22 protein-coding genes are annotated in these 22,809 nt (G+C 39.9%); 9 read left to right on the top strand and 13 right to left on the bottom strand.

What is annotated here, in order from left to right; genetic code table 11:
• Window positions 1-3: 3 nt before the first annotated feature.
• The gene (locus ACKWCF_RS13480) at window positions 4-1,476 is read right to left on the bottom strand and encodes a TldD/PmbA family protein (RefSeq protein WP_409478119.1); all 1,473 of its coding nucleotides are present in this window, start codon (window positions 1,474-1,476) and stop codon (window positions 4-6) included.
• Between the two features lie 29 nt (window positions 1,477-1,505).
• Here ACKWCF_RS13480 and epmA point away from each other — a divergent pair, with 29 nt between their 5' ends.
• The 3 genes from epmA to ACKWCF_RS13465 all read left to right on the top strand — a co-directional run bounded on the left by epmA (window position 1,506) and on the right by ACKWCF_RS13465 (window position 4,894).
• Window positions 1,506-2,711: an EF-P lysine aminoacylase EpmA gene (epmA, locus tag ACKWCF_RS13475; RefSeq protein WP_409478118.1), complete on the top strand. Its 1,206-nt coding sequence runs from the start codon at window positions 1,506-1,508 to the stop codon at window positions 2,709-2,711.
• A gap of 126 nt (window positions 2,712-2,837) precedes the next feature.
• A complete protein-coding gene (locus tag ACKWCF_RS13470) occupies window positions 2,838-3,752 on the top strand; it encodes a S1 family peptidase (RefSeq protein WP_409478117.1) in 915 nt (304 codons plus the stop codon).
• A 308-nt stretch (window positions 3,753-4,060) separates the two neighbouring features.
• Window positions 4,061-4,894: a flagellin gene (locus ACKWCF_RS13465; RefSeq protein WP_409478116.1), complete on the top strand. Its 834-nt coding sequence runs from the start codon at window positions 4,061-4,063 to the stop codon at window positions 4,892-4,894.
• An 89-nt stretch (window positions 4,895-4,983) separates the two neighbouring features.
• Here ACKWCF_RS13465 and ACKWCF_RS13460 read toward each other — a convergent pair whose 3' ends face one another.
• Genes ACKWCF_RS13460 through ACKWCF_RS13435 form a run of 6 tightly spaced genes read right to left on the bottom strand, consistent with a single transcriptional unit; the run spans window position 4,984 to window position 10,375 of the window.
• Window positions 4,984-5,259, bottom strand: a complete 276-nt coding sequence (locus ACKWCF_RS13460) for an HU family DNA-binding protein (protein ID WP_409478115.1) — start codon at window positions 5,257-5,259, stop codon at window positions 4,984-4,986.
• Between the two features lie 42 nt (window positions 5,260-5,301).
• A complete protein-coding gene (locus ACKWCF_RS13455; protein WP_409478114.1) occupies window positions 5,302-6,597 on the bottom strand; it encodes a glycosyltransferase family 4 protein in 1,296 nt (431 codons plus the stop codon).
• A 2-nt stretch (window positions 6,598-6,599) separates the two neighbouring features.
• Window positions 6,600-7,610, bottom strand: coding sequence for a hypothetical protein (locus ACKWCF_RS13450; protein ID WP_409478113.1), 1,011 nt, complete (start codon window positions 7,608-7,610; stop codon window positions 6,600-6,602).
• On the bottom strand, window positions 7,607-8,098 hold the full coding sequence (locus ACKWCF_RS13445; RefSeq protein WP_409478112.1) for a (deoxy)nucleoside triphosphate pyrophosphohydrolase: 492 nt from the start codon (window positions 8,096-8,098) through the stop codon (window positions 7,607-7,609). The genes ACKWCF_RS13450 and ACKWCF_RS13445 overlap by 4 nt, the downstream gene beginning before the upstream one ends.
• The gene (locus tag ACKWCF_RS13440) at window positions 8,064-9,077 is read right to left on the bottom strand and encodes a quinone-dependent dihydroorotate dehydrogenase (RefSeq protein ID WP_409478111.1); all 1,014 of its coding nucleotides are present in this window, start codon (window positions 9,075-9,077) and stop codon (window positions 8,064-8,066) included. Before ACKWCF_RS13440 ends, ACKWCF_RS13445 begins: the two co-directional genes overlap by 35 nt.
• Before the next feature lie 5 nt (window positions 9,078-9,082).
• Window positions 9,083-10,375 carry a Glu/Leu/Phe/Val family dehydrogenase gene (locus ACKWCF_RS13435; protein WP_409478110.1) on the bottom strand — a complete coding sequence of 431 codons (1,293 nt, stop codon included), beginning with the start codon at window positions 10,373-10,375 and terminating at the stop codon, window positions 9,083-9,085.
• Between the two features lie 101 nt (window positions 10,376-10,476).
• On the opposite strand from ACKWCF_RS13435, the gene ACKWCF_RS13430 reads away from it, so the two are divergent.
• On the top strand, window positions 10,477-11,772 hold the full coding sequence (locus ACKWCF_RS13430; protein ID WP_409478109.1) for a hypothetical protein: 1,296 nt from the start codon (window positions 10,477-10,479) through the stop codon (window positions 11,770-11,772).
• An 8-nt stretch (window positions 11,773-11,780) separates the two neighbouring features.
• On the opposite strand, the gene ACKWCF_RS13425 is transcribed toward ACKWCF_RS13430, so the two are convergent.
• Window positions 11,781-12,575 carry a hypothetical protein gene (locus tag ACKWCF_RS13425; RefSeq protein ID WP_409478108.1) on the bottom strand — a complete coding sequence of 265 codons (795 nt, stop codon included), beginning with the start codon at window positions 12,573-12,575 and terminating at the stop codon, window positions 11,781-11,783.
• 163 nt (window positions 12,576-12,738) lie between these two features.
• On the opposite strand from ACKWCF_RS13425, the gene ACKWCF_RS13420 reads away from it, so the two are divergent.
• Entirely contained in the window at window positions 12,739-13,791 is a 1,053-nt protein-coding gene (locus ACKWCF_RS13420; RefSeq protein ID WP_409478107.1) for a PQQ-dependent sugar dehydrogenase, read from the top strand.
• A gap of 12 nt (window positions 13,792-13,803) precedes the next feature.
• On the opposite strand, the gene ACKWCF_RS13415 is transcribed toward ACKWCF_RS13420, so the two are convergent.
• On the bottom strand, window positions 13,804-14,646 hold the full coding sequence (locus tag ACKWCF_RS13415; protein WP_409478106.1) for an alpha-ketoglutarate-dependent dioxygenase AlkB: 843 nt from the start codon (window positions 14,644-14,646) through the stop codon (window positions 13,804-13,806).
• A gap of 34 nt (window positions 14,647-14,680) precedes the next feature.
• Between ACKWCF_RS13415 and rfaE1 the strand changes: the two genes are divergently transcribed.
• Window positions 14,681-15,712, top strand: a complete 1,032-nt coding sequence (gene rfaE1 / locus ACKWCF_RS13410; protein WP_409478105.1) for a D-glycero-beta-D-manno-heptose-7-phosphate kinase — start codon at window positions 14,681-14,683, stop codon at window positions 15,710-15,712.
• 350 nt (window positions 15,713-16,062) lie between these two features.
• Here the strand turns inward: rfaE1 and ACKWCF_RS13405 are convergent, their stop codons facing one another.
• From ACKWCF_RS13405 to ACKWCF_RS13395, 3 genes are read right to left on the bottom strand one after another with little or no spacing between them, the layout of a single operon-like run.
• On the bottom strand, window positions 16,063-17,238 hold the full coding sequence (locus ACKWCF_RS13405) for a DUF4360 domain-containing protein (RefSeq protein ID WP_409478104.1): 1,176 nt from the start codon (window positions 17,236-17,238) through the stop codon (window positions 16,063-16,065).
• Window positions 17,228-18,046: a TIGR02147 family protein gene (locus ACKWCF_RS13400; protein WP_409478103.1), complete on the bottom strand. Its 819-nt coding sequence runs from the start codon at window positions 18,044-18,046 to the stop codon at window positions 17,228-17,230. Before ACKWCF_RS13400 ends, ACKWCF_RS13405 begins: the two co-directional genes overlap by 11 nt.
• A 57-nt stretch (window positions 18,047-18,103) precedes the next feature.
• Window positions 18,104-18,700, bottom strand: coding sequence for a DUF4360 domain-containing protein (locus tag ACKWCF_RS13395; protein WP_409478102.1), 597 nt, complete (start codon window positions 18,698-18,700; stop codon window positions 18,104-18,106).
• A 238-nt stretch (window positions 18,701-18,938) separates the two neighbouring features.
• Here ACKWCF_RS13395 and rlmN point away from each other — a divergent pair, with 238 nt between their 5' ends.
• Both rlmN and ACKWCF_RS13385 read left to right on the top strand, forming a co-directional pair.
• Complete coding sequence (gene rlmN / locus ACKWCF_RS13390; protein WP_409478101.1) at window positions 18,939-20,111, top strand: 23S rRNA (adenine(2503)-C(2))-methyltransferase RlmN; 1,173 nt, start codon at window positions 18,939-18,941, stop codon at window positions 20,109-20,111.
• Window positions 20,086-21,009, top strand: coding sequence for a PfkB family carbohydrate kinase (locus ACKWCF_RS13385; RefSeq protein ID WP_409478100.1), 924 nt, complete (start codon window positions 20,086-20,088; stop codon window positions 21,007-21,009). The genes rlmN and ACKWCF_RS13385 overlap by 26 nt, the downstream gene beginning before the upstream one ends.
• A 65-nt stretch (window positions 21,010-21,074) precedes the next feature.
• On the opposite strand, the gene ACKWCF_RS13380 is transcribed toward ACKWCF_RS13385, so the two are convergent.
• Window positions 21,075-21,821: a DUF4423 domain-containing protein gene (locus ACKWCF_RS13380; RefSeq protein ID WP_409478099.1), complete on the bottom strand. Its 747-nt coding sequence runs from the start codon at window positions 21,819-21,821 to the stop codon at window positions 21,075-21,077.
• A 126-nt stretch (window positions 21,822-21,947) separates the two neighbouring features.
• Here ACKWCF_RS13380 and ACKWCF_RS13375 point away from each other — a divergent pair, with 126 nt between their 5' ends.
• Window positions 21,948-22,658 (top strand): hypothetical protein, encoded by a 711-nt coding sequence (locus ACKWCF_RS13375; protein WP_409478098.1) that lies wholly within the window; start codon window positions 21,948-21,950, stop codon window positions 22,656-22,658.
• Window positions 22,659-22,809: the final 151 nt, after the last annotated feature.

Genomic DNA, 22,809 nt, shown 5'->3' with positions numbered 1-22,809 from the left:
AAATTAACCACCAAAGATTTCAATGTTGTTAAATAAAGCGTAAGGCGATGAGTGGCCTACGCGGATAACTTGGCTTGGCTCGCCTTTACCGCAATACGGTGATCCATAAGTTTCAACCGTGTTGTTTGCTGTTAAAGCTTTTAAACTTTTCCAGAAAGGAACAGTGATACCACGGTAGTTAGGATTTTTTAATGTTCCGACAACTTTACCGTTTTTAACTTGTTTGGCGATCTCACAGCCGAATTGGAATTTACGGCGGTAATCATCAATTGACCAAGAACGGTTAGCGTACATGATCACACCGTTTTCAACTTCAGAAATCATTTGTTCTAGTGAATGTGAGCCACCTTCAAGGTTGATATTCGCCATACGGTCAATCGGGGCGCGATTCCACGAGCTTGAACGAGAATTAGCAACACCCGAAATTTGGCTTCTGTATTGGCTTTCTAAAGAACCAAGACCTGCTTGTAAGATACCATCTTTAATTAAATATTTTCTCTCGGCTGGATTTCCTACTTCATCAAATGCATAGCTGGCCATTTCATTTGAAGCTGTTGGGTCAAATACCACGTTCATGATTTTACTTCCGTACTCTAATGAGCCGAAATCTTGCGGCTGAACAAAGCTCCAGCCGGCGAAGTTTCTTTCGTCACCTAAGATGCGGTCTAACTCAAGCGGGTGGCCGATTGATTCATGGATTTGTAATAACATTTGATCCGGAGCTAAAATCACATCACAAGTTTCAGTCGGGCAGTTAGGGGCTGTTAATAGTTCTAAAGCTTCAGCTGAAGTTTGTTCACACTCAGCTAAGGTTCTATCTAAATCAAAAAACTCAGAACCGATTTGTAAACAGATACCACGGCCACCATGCAGTGAACGTGTTTGTGTTTCGTTACCGTCTTGAGAGGTAGCCGAGAAAGCACTTACGATAATATTAAAATCCTGTTCAAAGTTAGCGCCTTGAGACGACATATACTTTTGACGACATTCAATCACCATGGCTTCAGCAGAAGCGGTGATGATTTTATCGTTCACTTTTAATTTTAACGACGTCTTTTTTAAGAAATCATAAATTTGTGCTGCCGATAACTGATCAAGACCAGTTTGACGTTGTGATTTAAATTGGCCAATAGATTTAGGGCGAACTGACATATCGAATTTTGCCACTGGATATTTAGAACTTACGCCCGTCATTTTTTCAGCCGCAGCGAAAGCTTTTGCAATTCCATCTGGAGTTAATTCACAAGTAGCACCGTAACCGATATGGCCATCTTTCATGATTTCAATTAACACTCCGATATCGTGGAATGTGTGCATCATGTCTGGTTTGCCGTTACGAACAGTAAAGTCGCGGGTTGTTTCAGAAATCATTTTAAAAGCGACGAAGTCAGCTTTGTTTTTGTAATGATTAAACTGTTGTTCGAATAAAGATCCAAAGCGTTTTGGTAATTCTTGTGATAGAGATAGTGTTTGCATAGACTCACTTTATAAGTCATCTTTTATCAATGAGCAAAACAAGAGATGAATATCTTCAGCAACACTGGACGGCATACCCAGATTGCCCGCGTGGGTTTCTTCAGTATGGCCGAGTGCATCAGCTGCGTGTGGGTGTAAACAACGTCACTACTTACAAAGCTAAAGATGCTCCTCAGTTTACCGGAGCCGATGTTTTAGCTGACGGCGATTTAATTGCTCTTATGCCATCGGCCCAGTTCGTGCTTTTGGCGCCCAATCACACAAACCGCCCTGGGTTTTATAAAGCCGAAGATGATCCTTGGTTACGTAAGAAAAACTTTTTTGAATATCAAAACTTTATCCGCGATTTTTTTAAAGAAAAACGTTTCTTAGAAGTTAAAACGCCAACGCTTGTAGAATGTCCGGGAACAGAGCCAAGTTTAGATGTTTTTGAAACAGAATTTGTTTTAGGCTCAAAAACTAAAAAATACTATTTACCGACATCGCCAGAGCTGCATCTTAAAAAATTATTAAGCCTGGGCGCTGAACGTATCTTTGAAATCGCTCCCGTGTTTCGTAATAACGAAAAAACAGAACGCCATAATCACGAATTTTTAATGCTTGAGTGGTATCGTTCGATGTCTTATTTAGCTAATATCAAGCACGATATGATCGAACTAGTTGAATACTTAGCTGATAAGTTACGTGTCGAGCGTCCGAAAGAAGTTTTAACTTATTCGATTCCAGATTTATTTAAAACTTACTGTAACTTTGATTTAAAACCCACAACGACTGCTGAAGAGTTAAAAGCTTTAGCACAAACCTTAAATGTCGACGTGCAAAGCGCGACAACTATTGATGATTACTTCTATTTAATCTTTATGGAAAAGATCGAAAACAAATGGCCACAAGACCGTTTAGTTTTTGTCGAAAAATACCCTCCTTACCAAGCCGCTTTAGCCCGTATAGATAAAGATGGCTGGGCAGAACGTTTTGAAGCGTACTGGAAAGGGTTAGAACTCGCGAATGCGTTTCATGAACTTAATAATCCAACAGTGCAAAGAGCACGCGCACTTGAAGACTTAGAAAAAAAGAAACTTTTAGGGAAAAATTCTGTCACTCTTGATGAAGAATTTTTCCGGTCTTTAGAGTACGGAATGCCCCCGAGCGCAGGTATTGCTTTAGGCGTGGAACGCCTTTACATGGCTCTTAAAAACGTCAACAGAATTGACAGTCTTGTTGATTATTCATCTTGATCACTTTCCGGTGGAAAGTGACTGAAATTGTCGCTAAAAATAGTCTCACAAAAGTTATTAAAAGACGGTTAAGACTGTCATGGGGGCTGGTTGAAAGAAACCAGTGCACTACTAAGGGGACTTGTTATGAAAACATCTATTAAGCAAAAGGGTTGGGGAACTTTTAGTTTGCTTATTATGGTGGTCATGATCAGTGCATGCGCTGAAAAAAAGAAACCAGCGCATGCTACTGAGTCGGATTTCGATTATTTTTCTCAAGAATGTAATCCAGGACACAGAAGCGGTATTGTTGGCGGTAAAGCGGTTAAAGCTTACGAAGCAGATTCTAATCGTTCAGTGTTATTAATCTGGGAAGACGCTAAAGGTGGACAACATCTTTGTTCATCAACTTTAATTGCCGATCAAACATTATTAACAGCAGCACATTGTGTGAATGAAGCCGTAAAAATGCAGGCGGTATTTTACACGGACGTGACTTGTGACAGTGGCTACACGCGCAGCCAACATGCGATTGCCGTAGATAAAATGGTTTATCACCCTGAATACCAAAGCGATATTTCAAAACTAAGTGTTTTTGATGAAAACATTGATTTAGCTTTGGTGCATTTATCACGTAAAGCGCCAGCTCGTTTTCCGGTTTTTAAAATTTCAACGCATCCAGAACAATTAACTTCAGATGTATTCTTGTACGGCTACGGCGTAACAGGAACTTTTGAAAAAGATCCGATGTTACTTAGAAAAACTGTGATTAAACGCACTGATGCCAACAATGAACCGAATATCATGTTTAACAGCAAAGCTTTATTCATTGATCAACAATCAGGAACTGGTCTATGCAGCGGTGATTCTGGTGGTGCAGGTTTGATGGATGATAACGGTGAGCTTGTTGTTGTCTCTGTAAATTCAGAAGTTTTTAATGGTAATGAATTTGATACTTCAACTGATCTTTGCGCACGTCATTCAAAATCAATCGTGGTGCATCATTATCTTGATAGTTGGATCATTCCAACGATGGCTCAGTGGGGCCAAAACCTTAAGTAGTTAAAATCCAAACAAGTTTAATGGGCCTAGACTAAAGTGTTGAAAAACACAGGTTGAAGGTCCTAATTTCAATACGAAGGTCTAGTTCAACATAGACCATGGTCTAGTTTTGCTCGACTAGACTAAAGTGATTCCTAGACTAGCCGAAAGGATAACCAAGCAAACGACGCGAGACTTATGAAAGTTGTTGTTCGGAGAATCCTTGGTGAAGTGACTGTCCCTAGGTATTTGATGATGAACCAGCTGAAGTGAGTGCAGGGTCACCAACACGTACAAGAACTACAGAGTAGTTCAGAAAAAGGGTTATCATGGGTTTAAGAATTTCGACAAACGTAGCAGCGATCAATGCACAAAGAGTAATGGGTAGTAACACTCGTGAAATGCAAAAATCAATGGCTCAATTATCAACTGGTTCACGTATCACTAAATCTGGTGATGACGCTGCCGGTTTAGCGATCTCTGAAAATTTAAAATCAACAATTCGTTCATACGGTCAAGCATCTCGTAATGCTAATGATGGTATCTCGATGATTCAAACAGCTGAGCAAGCAATGGGTGAAGTATCTAATATCTTAACTCGCGTTCGTGAGTTAGGTATCCAAGCTTCTTCTGATACAATCGGTGATTCTGAGCGTGGATTTATCCAGTCAGAAGTAGATGCTCTTAAAGCTGAGGTTCAACGTGTGGCTGAATCTACATCTTTCGGTTCTCGTAAGTTATTAAACGGAACTGGTGGCGTTTACGATATCCATGTTGGTACATCTGCGAATCCTTCAACTGACTGGATCGGTTACGATGCAGGTCAAACGAATGTAACAACTGATGCATTAGGTATCGCTTCTTTAGATTTCTCTAACAAAGATGGTGCTCGTGAAGGTTTATCGGCATTAGATTCAGCTCAGTTACAAGTAAACGGTTCACGCGCTAACTTAGGTGCTTTACAAAATCGTTTAACTTCAACAACTGACGTTATCGGTACAATGGTTGAGTCGATGAGTGCAGCAAATTCACGTTTACGTGATGCTGATATCGCGGCGACAACTTCTGAATTAGCTCGTAACCAAGTGTTACTACAAGGTACTACTTCTGTATTATCTCAAGCTAATCAGAACCCAATGATGGCGCTTAAGCTGATTGGTTAATCGTTATTTAAAATTTTAATCGGGAATGATTAAACTAAAAAGCGAGGATTTTTCCTCGCTTTTTTTCGTTTTGATTTTCATGAATGAAACTATTTATTTAACGACTCTTTTAGTTCTTTGCCGACTTTGAAGAATGGTAATTTCTTTTCATCAACTGAAATGACTTCTCCGGTTCTTGGATTTCTGCCTTTGTATGAATCGTATTCACGATTTACAAATGAACCAAAACCACGGATTTCGATACGGTCGTCTTTCATTAAAGCTTCTACCATAGTATCAAAAATAGTATTCACCACGGCCTCTGCTTTTACGCGAGTGATGCCGGCTTTATCGGAAACAAGATTGATCAGGTCAGCTTTAGTCATATAGCCTCTAAGTTATCGAAAATACTGATCTATTATGTCGTGTTATTTCTCTTTTGCAAACAGACTTTGAAGGGGGCCAGTTATCTTTTTGCGGTGCTTAAAATACGGGGATTTTGCGATAATTTCGTAATAAGCAGCCAATAAAGCCTCAATCATCTTTTCACGGTTGAAAAACTTAAGAACTTTGTCACGGGCTGCCTCTCCAATAAGCGCAAATGCATCTTGTGAGTGCAATATTTTTTCTAATAATTGAGCAATATTTAGGTCATCGGCAGGGCGAACCAGATAACCATCAAGGCCATCTTCGATAATTTCAGCAATCGGTGAAAGTTCTGAACCGATCACGATTTTCTTTTGGGCCATGGCTTCGATCAAGCTTGGTTCTAAGCCTGTAGATCTTGAACTTAAATCCACGTAAATACTTGAAGCCGCAATACTGTCTAACAGGTCTTCGGCGGTCATCGAGCCTGTCATGATCACGCGACTTCCAAGTACAAGCTTAAGCATGTCGTATTCAACATCTTTCCAGCGTGGGCCATCGCCCACTAAGAAAAGATAGATGTTTGAATTTTTCATAATGATTTTTTCAAACGCTTTAAGGAGCGGACGAAGTTCAGAGGCATTTGAAAAATCAGAAACAGCTAAAATAATTTGTGAATCTTCAGGAATCTGCATTTTTAATTTAAAATTCGCAGACTCTTCACGCGGGGCTAAGTCCCCTAAGTTAATTCCGTAGGGAACAGTGTAAGTGTGATAGTCAGGATATAAAAAATATCTCTCTAAGATTGTACGCTGTTGTGGAGTTGTCGCAAAAATACCATCAGCGGTATCAAGTAAAGTTCTATCTTTAGCGAAGTAGTTATGTAAAAAGCGGTAACCTAATTTAATCGAAGTTTTAAACTGTGACTGAAGAGTTCCATCGTTTTCAGCTAAAGTAGAAAACAGATCAGCCATTGTTGTGGCTTGCACGTCGTAAGCCACACAGGTTTCAAAATTCTTTTTATGGCGACCGATTTTGTATCCACCGTCATCTAAACAGTGAACGATATCGAAAGGTTTTTCCATATGAAGTGAAATAAACTTCTTATGAACAGCATCGACAAAACGCTGTGTTTTGTAATGGGATTGGCCTTCAAATAAGTAAAACGCGCGTACACCATCGCGATAGATTTCTGATTTTTTAAGTGGTGTTGTCGAAGAAAGAATTGTTACCTCGTGACCTTTTTTAGAAAGACCACGTGCTAAGGGCCATAAAAGACCTGTATCCGAAGAGCGCGATTGCACCTGGATTTTTTGTCCGACGAGGCAGATTCTTAGTTTTTCTTTCGGTGTCGACATACTTATAGCTTAGCGGAATCAGGCTGCATTAAGGAAGCTCTTTGCGAAACGATTTTAGTGTAAAGTCTAGCTAGCTCGTTAAGTTTAACATCAAGAGCGCTTCTAAAATCGAAGTGCAGTTTAGCTGGACCCTGGGCGTTTTCTAAAAAGCTATTAATTGTATGCAACTGGGTGCTTGCTGGTAAGCGTGGAGAATAAATATAACAATTCTTTTCTGTTTTCCAGAAGTTCGAAAGGCCCGAGCCCTGGTCTTCGTGAAGAACTAAAAAATTATTGTACGTTAAAGCGGTTCCCATCCAGAAAGCAACTTGCTCGCTGGTTAAATCTAAATGGTGAATAAACGTGTATGATGAATTCTCATCTAAGACTTCGTTTAACGTTGTAGGTTCAGTGAATAATTTAAAGTTTTTAAATTGCGGGTGTTTTTTTACAAATGCTGTCCAAGCTTTGCGTAAAGCTGAACTTTGCCCTGCTTCTTTTTTTGAACGCAGCATATGAGCATCAACGAATAATCCATCTTGCTCATTTAAAACCGTTAAGGCTTGAAGATTAATTTTTAATAAATCATCAAAACTTTTAACTACTGGAAAAATAAACTGCTTTTGTTCAAACGAAAATTCTTTTTTCGCGATTAAACCACTTGGCGGAAACGACGGTAAAATCAATTTCGGTCCGCGGTAAAAGCGCATTTTCTTTAACTCAGAAATATAGGGAAGCGTGATCGAATCAAAAAAGTTAAATTCAAATTCCTGCAGTAAACCTGGCTCTAAGCGGCTGTAAGTTGTCAGCATTGTCGCTGTACCTAAAGCTTTAGCTGACCAGGCAGATAACACGGTTTTTAAATTAATTTTGTCATCGTTATGAATAAAGTGAATCAGATCATACTTGTTTAATAACAGACGAATCGGGTGAACATTTTCAGTGATCTCGATATGAAGACTCATTTTTTCTAGCTCGCTGGCTAGAAACTGCACTTGATCGTTTACTTTAGGACAAACGATCAAGATTTTCATAAGTTAAACGCCTTATAAATTCGAGGTAAGTTTTTACGGTTCGCTTCTGGAATATTACGTGTAGGTAATGTTGAAGGTTCAACCCACTCTAAGCCCGTGTGATGCTGAGCTTTAGGTTCACCTTTCCAGAATAAAACTTCATAGAATAAAATTAAGATTCCCACATCGCCGTAAGAGTGCGTGCAGGCAATTTTTAAATCACCGATTTCGGCTTCGATACCAAGTTCTTCGCGCAGTTCGCGCTGTAATGCGTACTCTGGTGATTCGCCCATTTCGATTTTGCCGCCAGGAAATTCCCAAAGGCCACCTAGTGTATGAGTCTCAGGGCGTTGGCCAACAAGAATGGTATTTCCTTTTTTAAGAATACCTGCAACGACAGGAATCCAGTTCTTTTTAGAGCGTGTGTGTTTCTTGCCGTTTGATGCAGCTGAATTGTCAGATTTAACGTCTGACTTATTTTGCGGAGTCCTGTTGGCGGAGTGTGGCAAGCTTTGAAACCTTTCTAAAAAAACCAGGGCCTTCAAAGACTAAGGTTGAATAAACCTGAACTAAGTCTGCCCCGAGGCTTATTCTTTCAAAAACATCGTCTGCTGTCATCACTCCTCCGACAGAAATCAGACATTTTTTCTCATTTTGTTTAAGAATAATGTTTTTAGCACTGTTTAAAGCTTGAATTGATTTTTCTTTAAGCGGTTTGCCCGAAACGCCACCCTCAGTCGGAAAATGGGGCGTATGGGTACGATCTAAAGTTGTATTCGTCAGAATAAAACCATCAAAACCGTGATCCATCGAGCCTTTAAGAACATTCTCTTGGCCCTCTTGGTCTAAATCAGGGCTTAATTTTAAAAATAAAGGCTGAGTGAGCTTTAAATCATCATAGTGTTTACGAATAGGGGCGATGAAAGCAGTGAAGTTTTCGCGCGATGCTAAATCGCGTAAGCCTTTTGTATTCGGGCTTGAGATATTAACCACAAAGGTATCAGCGATATCTGAAAAGTGAGAAATCAATTCTGAATAGTCTTTGTGAGCATCCGCATTTTCAGTCACACGGTTTTTGCCGATATTTACAAATACCGGAGTTGAAGCGTGTGATTTAAATTTTTTGATATTGTAATAAACTTCTTTCGCGCCCTCAGACGGAAAGCCCATCTTATTCCACACGGCTTGAGCCTGAACATCGCGATTCATAATCACGCCAGGATTAGGGCTTTGTGGTTGCGGTGTGACAGTGCCGACTTCAATAAAGCCGCAGCCTACACGGCGCCAAGCTTCAAGATGGTCAGCGTTTTTATCAACGCCACCAGCGATACCAAGTCTATTTTTGAAAATCAGATTTTTAAAAGAAAAAGGGTTCCATACCGGAGTGGTATCAGAACCCTTTAGAAGTGAATATAATTCTAAGCCGTAAGGGCTTAGATCATGCGCTAACTTTGACGGTAGAAAAAGCCAAGGTTTGCGTAAGCTCATGTGACTTAGCGAGGGTATAAACCGCGAAGTAACATCGCTTTTTCTAAACGTTGAATCGAAACTGCTAAAGCCGCTGAACGCATATCAACATTTTTCTCTTCTTTAAATTTGTGAACGTTGTCGAAAGCTTTAAGGATTACGCCTTTAAGTTTCGCATCAACATCGTGCTCATCCCAGAAGAATGACATGATATCTTGTACCCATTCAAAGTAAGAAACGATAACACCACCGCCGTTAGCGATAACGTCTGGCACGATGTAAACGCCACGTTTATCTAAAATTTTTGTAGCTGCTGCAGACACAGGTCCGTTAGCGCCTTCTACGATCATTTTAGCTTTGATTTTTTCTGCGTTGTGAACGTCGATTTGACCTTCTAAAGCACATGGTAATAAAGCGTCGCACTCAAGCTCTAATAATTCTGCATTAGAAATCGGTTGAGCTTTTGTGTAACCTTTTAAAGATTTATTTTCTTTTACGTAAGCCATCATCTCAGGAACGTTTAAACCGTCACCGTTGAAGTAACCGCCAGATACGTCAGAAACAGCGATGATACGTGAACCACGTTCAGCAGCAAATTTAGCAGCGAAAGAACCTACGTTACCAAAACCTTGGATAACGATTTTAGCACCTTGCATAGATTTGCCTTTTAATTCCATTGCACGTTCACAAGTGTAGATCACACCTAAACCAGTTGCATGGTTACGGCCTAAAGATCCACCGATCTCAACAGGTTTACCAGTTACAACGCCAGGTTGTGCATAGCCACCTTGTTCTTGAGAGTAAGTGTCCATGAACCAAGCCATAGTTTGTGGATCAGTTCCAACATCTGGAGCTGGAATATCTTTAGTCGGGCCAACGAATGGCGCGATTTCAGAAGTATAACGACGAGTTAAGTTTTGTTTTTCTGTGCGAGATAATTTTGTTGGATCAACACAGATACCACCTTTAGCACCGCCAAGAGGAATACCTAATACAGAGTTTTTGAAAGTCATTAAAGCTGCAAGACCAACAACTTCGGCAAGATCTACGTTTTGGTGGTAACGGATACCGCCTTTATAGGGGCCAAGTGTAGAGTTGTACTGAACGCGGTAACCAGTGAAACATTTTACTGAACCGTCATCCATACGAACCGGAACAGAAACAGTTACGCAACGGCGAGGTTGTTGTAAACGCTCTAAAATATTTGGATCGCAGTTAATTAATTTTGCGGCCTCGTTAATTGTTGTAAGGGCATTTTGAAATAATGGACCTTGTAAGTGAGCGTTTGCGTGCGGGTTTAAATTATCTTGAGCTGGCATGAGCTTCTCTCCTGTAACATTTGTCTTTGTAGACTTTAAAATGAAAGTATTGTAGAAAAACAACTATGAACTGTCGAGCTAAAACTCTATATCTGACTCTCGTGCGTCTAACTGTTTTGGCTATAGTTTTAGCTGTTAGTCCAGCATTCGCCGGATATTCAGTGATTAATAATTCGCCGAAATTGTCAGTTTATCCTGAGTGGCTTTACACTCGCATGATGGCAACAAAGGGATGGCAACCGTCTTTAGACGTTTCTGAGCAATGTAAGCTTAGTTTTTCATCACCAGAACTTGTGCCTGCACAGTGCGAAGCTCATTACAATCTTTCGTACTGGGAGAGCTTTTTAAGCAAAATCTATGTTGATTTTGACGTCACCGATCAAACTAAATTTCAACGAGTTCAGTTCGAACCACAACCGGGATTAAAGATCCGTGGGCTTTTGGGCTTACAAACTGAAAAGGGAAAAACCCAGAAAAAGCCTCTGATTATTGTGCGCATGGGAATTCACGGTAACATCGATGAGTTTTTAGCGGAAAGATTTTTAGCACGTATTGCGTATCAAGATCTGGGTTATCATTTATTAGTGATTGAAAGTTTAACCAGTCACGGAAACTTAACGGTGAACACTGATTATACTATTGGTGGTATCGAAGAAGGTCTGCACACATTTTATATTTTAAATTTAATCACGCACAAACAACTTGAGTGGGCGAAAGATATTTCTGATATCTATTTAATGGGAATCAGTCTTTCGGGGCCCGGTGTATTTATCGCGAATTACTTAGATGAACACTCATTGATAAAAGGTAAAAAGAAAAAAGCTGATTTAAAAGCGATCGAATTATTTTGTCCGTTGGTGAACTTTGAAGAGACTTATAAAGAACATACAAAGCCTGGTTTGTTTCCAGCGTTTGCTGATATGTGGAATCGCCGCAGACTTCTGGCGATTCGCTTACGCGATAAAAAATTAGAAGATATTCCGTGGTATTTAACGCTGTTTGATTTAACACCGCGCTTTATGCCGCAAGCTTTAGGTGAATTAAATCTAAAGCGCGGAAAACCGATTTTTAACTTAGAGAACTTCAAACAATTTCCGGATCTGCAATTGCCGAAAGAATTTATTGATCACGTCGATAAAAGTAAAACGTTATATGAATTAAATGCGTTTTGGAATATCTATAAGAATGAAGAAACGCCGATTCATATTTATTTAACGCCGGATGATCCTTTAGTGATGAATAAAGTCAACAGTGAGCTTATTCGTGAACACAAACAGCCCGGCGTTTTTAAAAAAGTCACATTCACTGATCTTAAGGGATTACATTGCGCACTTGCGGCGGAATACCAATGGCCATTCTTAGTGGAACTGGTTCGCCGCGGATTTCAAATCAAATAGCTATGATATTACTGTGCGCCTTCGATAAGATAGGTGCGCACGTCTTCTTGTTGGTCTTCAACTTTGCTTTTCACCATACCACGAAATGATAAGTCCACACTGCGCGCGTACATTAAGTTGTAAAGGCTGATTTCGCCGTTAGCTAAGCGTGTGATCACATTGATGGTTTCTTTAAAATAAACTGGAGCACTTGGGTTATTCACGTTAGTTTCGTTAAAAGATTGAATCACGTATTGATTCTGAGTTTTTTGCACATGCTTTGTTAAGCAGTAGCGTGAAGTACCTAAGCCAAAAATTTTTGTTTCAACGCAGGCTTGATTGGTGTTTTGATTTAACTGAATGGCTTTTAAACCATTGATCGCTTTTCTTTGAAAAGCTTCAGACATTAAAGTTTCAAAAACGCGGTCTAAATCTAATTTTCCAAGGCAAGTGTAAGATTCTACTTTTAAAAAGTTACTTTCAAACTCACGTTTGCTATTAAAATTATACTTTGAAGTTAGCTGTTCAGGAAAGCTGACTTGTGTTGAAGGCACACAACCTGGCTGCCCCAGTTTTTGGTTCATAAAATCATAAGTTTCTTGGGCCATGTTGGCGTGAATAGTTTCAATGAAGTTTTGAACATAAGCTCTGGCATCGTTTGAGGAGTCTTTTTTTAAAAAGTACTTATTCATTTCAACATACACTGAAGGGGCTGCTTCGATCGATGATAACCAGTTTTGGTTGTTGTTTTGAACCACTTGCCAAGCAAAAGCGTTGATAGAAACCGAAGCTAAAATAAAGGCGAATAATTTTGTTTTCATCATGGGTTCTTCTAAAGCGAAAACTGTGCCGCTTGAAGTAAATACTGAGCGATTTGAGCGTTTTATTTTGAGACAGGTGTCATAAATTTTTAGACAGGAGGTAATTTGGCCCGTACCTGCGCATCACAGCTTTACCTTAGAGCTAAACTTTAGTGAGCTTATGAGTATGAAAACCTTTATTTTAATAAATTTATTACTGTCGCAAATGCTTTTTGCTCAAACGAAAAATTACACTGTTGATGGTGAGAAGCTGACGCTGGAAACTTTGTGCACAGTGAAAGACGTAGTGTGGGGAATAGACTTTCTTACTGCTTCAGCTGATGAAATTATCTTTACCGAGCGCGGTGGAAAACTTTCTATTTGCAATGTAAAAAGCAAATCTGTTCGTGAAGTGGTGGGTGCTCCGTCAGTAGTGGCCGAGGGACAAGGTGGATTGTTGGATGTTCTGGTGCACCCGAAAACGAAGAATATTTATTTAACGTTTTCAGAAAAAGTAGATGGCGGGGCGACGACGAGTTTGTTTCGTGCTGAACTTTCAAAAGATAAAGCGAAACTTCAAAACGGTTCTGTGATTTTTAGATCTAATGCGGTTGAAAAAACGGATATGCATTTTGGCTCACGTGTTGTGGCTGACAACGGTGATTATTTATTTATGAGTATTGGCGAACGTAACAAACGTGATAAAGCGCAAGCTAAAGATTTACACCACGGAAAGATCGTGCGCTTAACTCTAGATGGAAAAGCTGAGATCTGGTCAATGGGGCATCGTAATACCCAAGGTTTAGGTTTTGATGGCCAAGGGCAGTTGTACAATGCTGAGATGGGGCCGCGTGGTGGTGATGAAGTTAACGTGATTAAAAAAGGTTTAAACTATGGTTGGCCGATTATTACTTACGGGCGTGAATACTACGGCCCATCTATTGGTGAAAAATCAAAACCGGGGCTAGAGCAGCCTTTAGTGAAATGGGTTCCATCGATTTCACCTTCAGGCATGGCTTTTTATACTGGTGATCGTTTGAAAAAATTTAAAGACAATTTATTTCTGGCTACATTAAGCGGAGAACACGTACATCGTGTGGTGTTTGATAAAAATATGAAAGTCGTTAAAGAAGAAGAGCTCTTCACAGATTTAAGAGAACGTTTTCGCCAAGTAAAGCAAGGCCCTGACGGCGCTTTGTATTTCACAACTGATAGCGGAAAGATTTATAAATTGCACTAATTGCTGCTCTGGTTAGTTGATCTGGCTACGCCAGAACTGAGACTTCTCACCAAGCTCAGCCACATAGCCTTTGATATCTGATTGCAGATTTTCAGGTAATTCATTGAATGATTTAATATGATCATTCGGAACAAATCTGAAAGTAAAATTAATACGACGAGTTTCGAAGTTCGTCGTTTTCATATCAGAAAATAAAATTCCTTTTTCTTCGACACGTTGTACGCGGTGAAAAAGTTGCTTTTTAAATTTATCGCCACCAAAAATTTGAAGCGAAGAATCTTCTAACCATTGTTGTAAGATCACATCTGATTTGTGTGCTTTACTTTCGCTTTTGATAAATTGAAATAAGGCTTTTTCGCCAAACGAAATCGAAGCTACCGGGCCTGGTTCGAAGTCTTTGTGTTCGCCCACGCGGGCGGTATCTAATTTTTTACCGTCGGGTAAAATTTTATTGCCGTAGTAATTGATTAAACAGGTATTTAAATGCCAACCACGCGGAATATCTTTTTCGTTGAATTTTTCATGCACCATCTGTTCAATTTTTTTAACGATCTTTTCTAAAACTGGTGGATAACTTTCAGCTTCAACGCAGCGGTTTTGAATTCCCTTTGGCGGATGATAATAATCTAAACAAGCAAACTGCCAGTTACCTAACCAGTAAACCGGGCGTAGTAGAGGGCGGTTAGGCTCGCCTTCTGGTGGAGGATTGCTGGCTGAAAAGCGCATTTCCCAGATGGGATAAAGGCTTTCAAGATAGCGCATGATCTCTTTTTTCTCATTGGGCGTAATATAGTTAGCCTGGTAAATGAGATTGAGGTTTTGTTGAAATTGTGGTTTTCTAGAGCCATTACGCATAAAAGATAGGCCATATTGGCTATGGGACTTACCGATGTCAAATTCGATTATTCATTTCAACGTAGATTCGACTGTCAAAAAAAACATTCTTGAAAAAATTTCTGCTTTTTCGAGCAAGAAGATTCTCTTAATCGGCGACGTTGGTGTAGATGAGTATGTTTTAGGTGCTGTTAAACGTATTAGCCCTGAAGCTCCGGTTCCGGTTCTTGAAGTTGACGGCGAAGATAAACGCTTAGGCTTAGCGGCCAATGTAGCGCAAAACGTAGTCAGTCTTTCTGGTAAAGTAAACCTAGTTTCTGTAGTAGGTGCCGATACCGGCGCTGAAATTTTAAAAGAGCTTTTAGGTAAATCAAATGTTCCGACAGAGCATTTAATCGTTGATGAAAAACGCCCAACAACACGTAAAACACGTGTAATGACAGGGCATCATCACTTAGTGCGTGTGGATTACGAAGTTCGTAGAAACTTACCAGCAGAAACTGAAGCTAAAATTTTACAACGCGTACAAGATTTACTGCCGACAGTAGATGTTGTGGTTTTAGAAGATTATGCAAAAGGAATTTTCTCTGTAGCGTTAGTTGAAAATATCGTAGCGTTAGCTAAAAAATCTGGAAAATACTTGATGGTCGATCCACACCAAACTAAGTTTGCTGAATTCTACAAAGGTGTTGATTTAATTAAGCCTAACTACAACGAAGCTTTAGCACTTTCTAAAATTCATGAAGAAGATATCGAAAACTTCAACGACCGCGTGTTAACAGTGGGCCGTGCTCTTCAAAAAATGACGGGTGCTCGTGATGTGGTGTTAACTCAAGGTAAAGAAGGTATGTCGATTTTCTCAAGCGATTCGCAAGTTGTACAAGTTCCAACATTTGCAAAAAAAGTTTTCGACGTTACAGGTGCTGGCGATACAGTTATCGCGGCTTTAGCCTTAGGAGTGGCTTCTGGATTACCACTGGCGCAAGCTTGCGTATTAGCAAATTATGCAGCTGGTATCGTGGTTGGAAAAATCGGCTGTGTGCCGTGTGAACTTTCAGAACTGACAGCAACAATTCAAGCGCAATAAAAAGGTGGGTTTTGGCCGCAGGCTTCATAAAGCTGCAGTCACAGCTTTACGTTATTTTAAGCTCGTGACCCAACTCGTTTATGTACGCTAGGCGAACGAAGAAGAATTATCCCTCTGAAACTATGATATCAAATCTACGATACGTCTTATTATCTCTAAGAGTAATAAAACTAGACGTAGGTAATATTTAAGCTTTTTACGCAAATTCCGAAACTGTAAGTACACGCTAGGCACTAAGAAGTTCGGTATCCGGTTCATTCGGACTCCTTCCCAGTCAGGTCGGAGACGAAAGATAATAAAAGCGAGGTGGCCAAAACCCACTTCGCTTTTTGCATTTTAAACGCCAGTTACTACTGACAATCTTCTAAATTTAAATAAACTGAAATCTTTTTGATTTGGGATTGGTTTTGCTCAAGACCAGCAGCGCTGCCTTTTGAAGCTAAAGCGTTGTTCACATTTAGGCGTAAGATTTCAGAAGTTCCGCAGCCTGTTGTGATCACATCAGTTTTTCTAAATAAAACCGTACGTGCTTCAGAACCTAAAGCCACAGTTTTAGTGTGCACTTTACCTTTTTGACCGGCTAAGAAGCCTTCAAAACGTAATGTGCTTGTAGATTGAAGATCTGCTGATTGTGGGCGAACCTCGCCAGACACATCGATTAGTGAAATTGTTAAACGTTTACCAGCCGGTAATTTTAACGGCACCGATAAGTTACAAGCTTTGTAATCCATTTTGCGGGCCTCAGAGTTTGAAACCACAAAACTTTTAAGCGTGATGTCGATCACATTTTTAGTTAGATCTAATTCAGTGTAAGCCGGAGCTTTAGCTGAACAGCCAGAACCTTGAACTGTCACGTTATCTAAGGTCACAAGTTCAGTGATTGAATCTGATTCTAACATAGGAATTAACGGTAAAAGCCTAGTCGACATTTTAAATTGGCTCGGAAAGTTGATTAAATCTTTTGAAATTACATAGTCGTCATCGTTAACAGCAAGGCTACGTAACATTTCGTGAAACACGATAAAGTACACGTTTCTTTCTTTTTCGAAATGATCTAACCAGCTTGCGCTATTTAAAATCACTAAACCAGGAACGCCAATCGCATCAACGATAGAGCCTGTGTTATCCATTAAGATATCGTTAGTCACAACGATACGCTCAGTTGTAAGAGTTGCTTTTAAATCTTCAATTACTAAACCGTGCTGAGTGAGAACCTGTTGGCCTTCTTGAGTTGTCTCTAAGAATTCGACAACGTTTTCACCCATCTGAATAAATGTAGAACGGATATAGTCGCCACCGTTACCTACTTTATGACCTAAAATTTTAGTCTCGGTTGTAAAACGACCGTCGGCAAGTTTCACTAACTTCACGCTGGCCGGAATGACATAAGCTTTGTCGCCAACTTGAACGATCTCGGGAAGCTGAACTTCTAAAGCTTTTAAAATATTGAAAGCCTGAGCTTGCGATGCAAGACCAACGCTGATCAAAAAGCCGATCACGAGCATAATTAGGTGTTTAGTTTTCATTCTTGTCTCCTGGTGGGGAAGAGTGTGAAAGGGGATACATGTAAAAAGTTAATTTATAAACTTCAGATTTTTCGCCATCTTCTAAAAACTGCGTTAAACGATCTTGAAATTCGCGGATCATTTGTTTCGCTTCAGAGATTTTTGTTTTATCAACAGCGACAGTCACGGCGGTAAAGTCACGTAACTCAACCGGGCAGTGGTCTAAAACTTTTTCAGCCACTTTTAAATCTTCATAGTGAGATTTTCTAACGGCTTGGTTAGCCACATCATCCGATGTTGTTAACGATTCATTCGTTGGCGTGTAGCGATTATATTTTTTAGTCACTAAGTTTAAATCAATTAAACGCTGTAAAGTCTTTTGCACTTCGGGAACTGAAAGTGAAAGGCGTTTTGCCATCCATTCGACATCCGACTGAAAGTCAGTTGTTTCCATTAACGACAATAAAGCAAAATGTTGCCATTCGCTGATCACGTTAAACTGATCTGAACTTAATTTTAGAAAGTTAATATTCTTTTTGTACTTTTGTAGAACCGATTTGCCATCGCCTTCAACTGTTTGGTTGCTGGGGCGGCTATCGAAAAGAAGTTTAATTTCTTCAGATTCTTTCGGGTCTAAGTACATGCGGTCTAAAAGTTTAACCGCCATCTTTTTTGAAACTTTGCGTTTACCAGCCATGATCTCGCTTAAAGCGCTGGGGCTGATATCAAGTTTTAGGGCAAAGGCACGTAATGAGAAAGCTGGATTTTTGCGTTGAAGCTGGGCAAAGTGCGAGCGAATTTTAGCTTGGATGGCTAATTGTTCGTTCATACCTTGCCCCTTTCTTTTTTACAGCTAACGCTGATTTTCGATTCAGCGTAGTGACTTTTAGTTCCCTTCGTTACCTAACTGCAAATCTCCGACCGAGTCTTCACCTGGAATTTCGGAGTCAAAACAGCTCTCAAATTTCACATCTAAGATCGATTTTGTAACATAAGCAGAAGAATCTACATGTTTTGAGATATTCATAAGCGTTGCGTTTAGGTTATAGGCCAAAACGACCTCTTTTTCAGTGTCGCAAGCTGTAGATGTTTGTGAAAATAGAATCACTTCGCCACCATGGTTTTGTAGCTGTTCTTCGTGCGGTACTTCGCTTGATCCCACCACGAACAACTCTTGGTTTAAAATCACTTTGTTGTTAGCCCAAACATTTACTGCGGCGTCAGATTGTAACGAAGCCACTAAGCGCATTCCCGCTGGAACTGTTACTGGCAATCTTAAGTTACAAGCTACGCGGCTGATGGTTTTTCCGTCTTGATTGTCAGCGTACATTTTTGTGTACTCGATTAACATTTTGTCTTCGACAGAACCGAAGTAAACTTCTCCTTGTGGACATCCGCTTCCACCAATAGCCACATTTCCGATTTGGGCTAATGCAGTCACTGAACTCAATCCGATCACTAAACCGATGAATAAATTTTTCATAAATCCCCCTTGTGGTGTTTGGCAAAAACTTTACGTCTCTGCTGTAAAAACAGAATTATCGGGGGTAGGGGGTAAAGTCACGCTATTTTGGAACAAAGTGTTCCAAAAAGATTGGAACAAGAGGGAAACACCCATGGACAAACGGGGGAGTTTTGGGTTACAAAGACGACTCAATTTAACGACTGTAATAAGTCACAGAAACGGACGGCCTTGGACGCTGTCCAAAGAAGGACGGCCTATGACGCTATCTGAACAGACTCAACAGGGTCTATCTACGCCCGCAGATCAATCTACTGCAACGCAAACCGAAGTAGTTAATTTCTACAGCTTCACACTCCCAGACCTAGAAGCATTTTTAAAAAAATACGGTAAAGAAAAATTCCGCGCCCAGCAAATTTTCAAATGGGTTTACGAGCAACGCGTAACTGACTTCGATCAAATGTTAAATCTATCTAAAGATTTACGTTCTGAATTAAAAAACTTAATTACTTTTAAATTACCTCCAGTTCTAAAACACTTAATCTCGGTTGATGGAACGCAAAAATTCTTATTCGACGTGCGCGATGGTAACTCGATCGAAGCGGTTGTGATTCCTTCTGATGACCGTTTAACTTTATGTGTGTCTTCAGAAATCGGCTGTAATATGGCCTGCCAATTCTGCTTTACCGGAAAACAAAAGTTAAAACGCCGTTTAACAGCTGACGAAATCGTGGGTCAGTTTATGGTGGTGCAAGATTCTTTAGATAAAGAAGGCAAAGGCCGTAAACTATCAAACATCGTATTCATGGGTATGGGCGAACCGTTAGATAACTCTGATAACGTGTTTAAAGCGATCGAAGTGATCCACTCTCCATGGGGTGTTAACTTATCTAAAAAGAAAATCACGGTTTCAACTTCTGGTTTAATTCCAGAAATGTACAAAGTGGCTGAGGCGAAAGTGCGTTTAGCGGTAAGCCTTAACGGCTGGAGCGACGAAGTTCGTTCGCAAGTTATGCCGATCAATAAAAAATATCCATTAAAAGATTTATTAGACGAATGCCGCCGTTACTATCGTGCAACGGGTGAGAAAATCACAATGGAATACGTTTTACTTAAAGGTGTAACTGATCAAATCGATCACGCGCGTGCGTTAGTTAAACTTTTAAGAGATGTTCCATGCAAAATTAATATTATTCCATTTAACGAACATCCAGGTTCTGGTTTCGAGCGTCCGAGTGATGAAACGGTTCAAGCTTTCCACCAAGAGACGATGAAACTGGGAGCGCAGGTTCTATTACGCCGTACAATGGGTCGCGATATCTTCGCGGCGTGCGGCCAATTAACTACTAAAAATGTTGAACGTCCTGAAACTATGGACATCTCAAACTCAAAAATCGGAGGAACAAATGTCAGAAGTTTTAGTCGTGGGTAGTTTAGCGTACGATTCGGTAAAAACCCCATCAGGAAAAGCCGAGCGTTCATTAGGTGGATCTGCGAATTACTTCTCAGTTTCTTCTAGTCTTTTTTCTAAAGTGCGTGTTGTTGGTGTTGTGGGTTCTGATTACTCAGATGCTGACCGTGAAATTTTAAAAACTCGTGGCGTTGATTTAGACGGTATGCAAGTTGTGAATGGTAAAACTTTCCACTGGGAAGGCACTTACGAGCATAATTTAAATGAAGCAGTGACTTTAAAAACTGAGTTAAACGTATTTGCGGATTTCAATCCCGAATTACCAGCGAAATACAAAGACACGCGTTTTGTGTTCTTAGCGAATATTGATCCGGTATTACAATTAAAAGTCTTATCACAAATTCAAAAACCACTTTTCGTGGGTATGGATTCAATGAACTTTTGGATTGATTCAAAACAAGCGGACTTAATCGAAGTGATGAAAAAAGTTGATATCGTTTTCGTCAATGAAGGCGAGGCAAAAATGTTAACTCAGGTTGATAATGCCATCGTTGCTATTAAAAAAGTGGCTGAACTTGGTCCTGAGTATGTTGTTGTTAAACGCGGTGAATACGGTTCTACAGTTTATTCAAAAACTCACGGTTTCTTTCAATGCCCGGCTTTACCAGTTGAAAAAGTGGTGGATCCAACGGGTGCGGGGGATTCTTTTGCCGGTGGATTCTTTGGTTATTTAGCGTCTTTAAGACCTTCGGGCCAAGAGCACAAGCCAACTTGGACAGAGTTAAAACAAGCAACTCTTGCTGGTACTGTGATGTCGTCACAAACGATTCAAGATTTCAGTTTAAAAGCGTTAGCTAAGGTAGATAAGTCATCTTACCAATCTTTAAGTGCTGATTTAGTAAAAATGATTACTGTTTAATTTTTATTAATTAAAGAGAAATGAAAAGGGAAGGCGATGAGCTTTCCCTTTTTTATTTGTGCAGTTTAATCTAATGTACTTAAAGGGCCTAGATAAACTGAAAGTTTATAGACCTCAGTAGCTTTAGAAGTTTCAGCGATTTCAGCAACCTGCTCTTGGAAAAGTCTGATCGCTGATTTCACTAATTCCATTTTTGATAAATCAAAAGATAAAGTGATTGAAGACATATCACGTAATTCTACAGGAACGTCGCTTAAATTTTTCTTATGAATTTCTAAATCTTGGCGGTGAGATTTTTTGATAGCTTCTGAAGGAATCTGGTCAAATGTTTCAACATCTTCTGTAGACACTGTAATTGTTGTGCCGTCTCTGTGAATGAGTTTGTGTGTTTCAAGATTAATTAAAGCTCTTTCAACTACTTCAACTTCAAGCGAAAGTTTTTTCGCAATCCAGGCCGGTGAAGAATTAAATTTTTCAGTTTTTGTTAACGATAAAATCGCTAAATGTTCCCACGATAATAATTTATCAAAAGCGTCGTGTTCGATTTTTTTAAAGCTGCGGGATTTTTTATTATGCACCAGAGGATTGTATTTTAAAATGTGGTCTTGCTCAGCTTCGCTGTAGCCAAGCTTTTCAAGAACCTGACGTGCTTTTTTTTGTGAGATTCCGCGCTTTCCTGAAAGAAAGTCTGTCAGCGCACCAGAGCTTAAACCGATTTTTTGGGCGTAAGATCTTTTACTGAATCTCTTGTTTTTGTTCGATAGCTTTTGAAAGTTATCTTTAATGATTTGGATAAGCAGGTCATTTTTCATGAATTCCTTAAGCCTAGTGCTTGTTTGAGTGAAGTCAAAAGCAAATACATGCTGCTCGCGAAAAATGGAGCACAAAAAGCCATGCGTTACTGTTGATTGTAAAATCAAAGTTTGCTTTATTAGGACATGCTTAAAAAAATGATCAGCCTTATTTTTCCGGTTCTTGTGTCTCTTCTTTCGCCTCTTCAATCGCAAGCTATTGGCCGCGTTGGTAATGGGGGCAATATTATCGTCTGCCTGAAACCCGGTTCTGCTCAGTGTTACGGGCGCGACCTGCATGAAGGCGCGTTCTACGACACTTACGAAGCTGATATTCGCTATAAAATTAAGCCTCTTTCAATGTATGGTAGTGTCGTAGATCCTACGTCTGCTGCGGATTACGCGCTTAAGCTATTACAGCCAGTTGGCGGGTATGATAAAGAGATGGCGAAAACATTAAGCTCTTACGTTAAGAGCTTTTTTGGCGAAGCTAATTTTGTACCGGGAATCCAGTTACTACCGATTCCGGATACGGGAATTTCTTTTATTCCATACCATTCAGAATTACGTCAGCTAGTGGTTCAGCGTGAGCCCATCGCAGCTCATGATAAAAGATACGTTGTTTCAAAAGATCTATGGGATTTAATGAGTAACGCCGATCAAGCGCACGCGATCTTACATGAAGTGTTTTATCGTTATGCTCTAGAGCAAAAGCACGAGGTTGAAAGCTCTGAATACATCAGATATTTCAATGCACTTGTGATTTCTGGTGAAGTTTCAAAACTTTCACAAATGGAATTTCAGAATTTAGCGTGGTCTATTTTTGCCAAGGGCTATTCACCAAATCCGCCAAATTAAATAAAAAAAAGGGGAGCTACTTTCGCAACTCCCCTTAATGTGAATAACGTCTGGTTGAAACGTTTTTTGAATGTACTTATTCATCGACATTTTTACTGATGTCTTAACAGACCTTTTCAACAAACTGCTTCGCTTTACTGGAGCGGCTTCT

This window comes from Pseudobdellovibrio sp. HCB154, assembly GCF_046267985.1.
Classification (GTDB): Bacteria; Bdellovibrionota; Bdellovibrionia; order Bdellovibrionales; family Bdellovibrionaceae; genus Pseudobdellovibrio.
The sequence above is the reverse complement of the archived record's forward strand: the minus strand, read 5'-3'. Positions and strand labels throughout refer to the sequence as shown.

Excerpts from the sequence above, each read along its gene's own strand:
- ACKWCF_RS13435 (WP_409478110.1), bottom strand. The coding sequence starts at position 10,375 with ATGCCAGCTCAAGATAATTTAAACCCGCACGCAAACGCTCACTTACAA.
- ACKWCF_RS13455 (WP_409478114.1), bottom strand. The coding sequence starts at position 6,597 with ATGTCGACACCGAAAGAAAAACTAAGAATCTGCCTCGTCGGACAAAAA.
- ACKWCF_RS13425 (WP_409478108.1), bottom strand. The coding sequence starts at position 12,575 with ATGATGAAAACAAAATTATTCGCCTTTATTTTAGCTTCGGTTTCTATC.
- ACKWCF_RS13470 (WP_409478117.1), top strand. The coding sequence starts at position 2,838 with ATGAAAACATCTATTAAGCAAAAGGGTTGGGGAACTTTTAGTTTGCTT.
- ACKWCF_RS13405 (WP_409478104.1), bottom strand. The coding sequence starts at position 17,238 with ATGAAAACTAAACACCTAATTATGCTCGTGATCGGCTTTTTGATCAGC.
- ACKWCF_RS13415 (WP_409478106.1), bottom strand. The coding sequence starts at position 14,646 with ATGCGTAATGGCTCTAGAAAACCACAATTTCAACAAAACCTCAATCTC.
- rfaE1 (WP_409478105.1), top strand. The coding sequence starts at position 14,681 with ATGTCAAATTCGATTATTCATTTCAACGTAGATTCGACTGTCAAAAAA.
- ACKWCF_RS13380 (WP_409478099.1), bottom strand. The coding sequence starts at position 21,821 with ATGAAAAATGACCTGCTTATCCAAATCATTAAAGATAACTTTCAAAAG.
- ACKWCF_RS13420 (WP_409478107.1), top strand. The coding sequence starts at position 12,739 with ATGAAAACCTTTATTTTAATAAATTTATTACTGTCGCAAATGCTTTTT.
- rlmN (WP_409478101.1), top strand. The coding sequence starts at position 18,939 with ATGACGCTATCTGAACAGACTCAACAGGGTCTATCTACGCCCGCAGAT.
- ACKWCF_RS13375 (WP_409478098.1), top strand. The coding sequence starts at position 21,948 with ATGCTTAAAAAAATGATCAGCCTTATTTTTCCGGTTCTTGTGTCTCTT.
- ACKWCF_RS13440 (WP_409478111.1), bottom strand. The coding sequence starts at position 9,077 with ATGAGCTTACGCAAACCTTGGCTTTTTCTACCGTCAAAGTTAGCGCAT.
- ACKWCF_RS13460 (WP_409478115.1), bottom strand. The coding sequence starts at position 5,259 with ATGACTAAAGCTGACCTGATCAATCTTGTTTCCGATAAAGCCGGCATC.
- ACKWCF_RS13450 (WP_409478113.1), bottom strand. The coding sequence starts at position 7,610 with ATGAAAATCTTGATCGTTTGTCCTAAAGTAAACGATCAAGTGCAGTTT.
- ACKWCF_RS13465 (WP_409478116.1), top strand. The coding sequence starts at position 4,061 with ATGGGTTTAAGAATTTCGACAAACGTAGCAGCGATCAATGCACAAAGA.
- ACKWCF_RS13480 (WP_409478119.1), bottom strand. The coding sequence starts at position 1,476 with ATGCAAACACTATCTCTATCACAAGAATTACCAAAACGCTTTGGATCT.
- ACKWCF_RS13385 (WP_409478100.1), top strand. The coding sequence starts at position 20,086 with ATGTCAGAAGTTTTAGTCGTGGGTAGTTTAGCGTACGATTCGGTAAAA.
- epmA (WP_409478118.1), top strand. The coding sequence starts at position 1,506 with ATGAGCAAAACAAGAGATGAATATCTTCAGCAACACTGGACGGCATAC.
- ACKWCF_RS13400 (WP_409478103.1), bottom strand. The coding sequence starts at position 18,046 with ATGAACGAACAATTAGCCATCCAAGCTAAAATTCGCTCGCACTTTGCC.
- ACKWCF_RS13395 (WP_409478102.1), bottom strand. The coding sequence starts at position 18,700 with ATGAAAAATTTATTCATCGGTTTAGTGATCGGATTGAGTTCAGTGACT.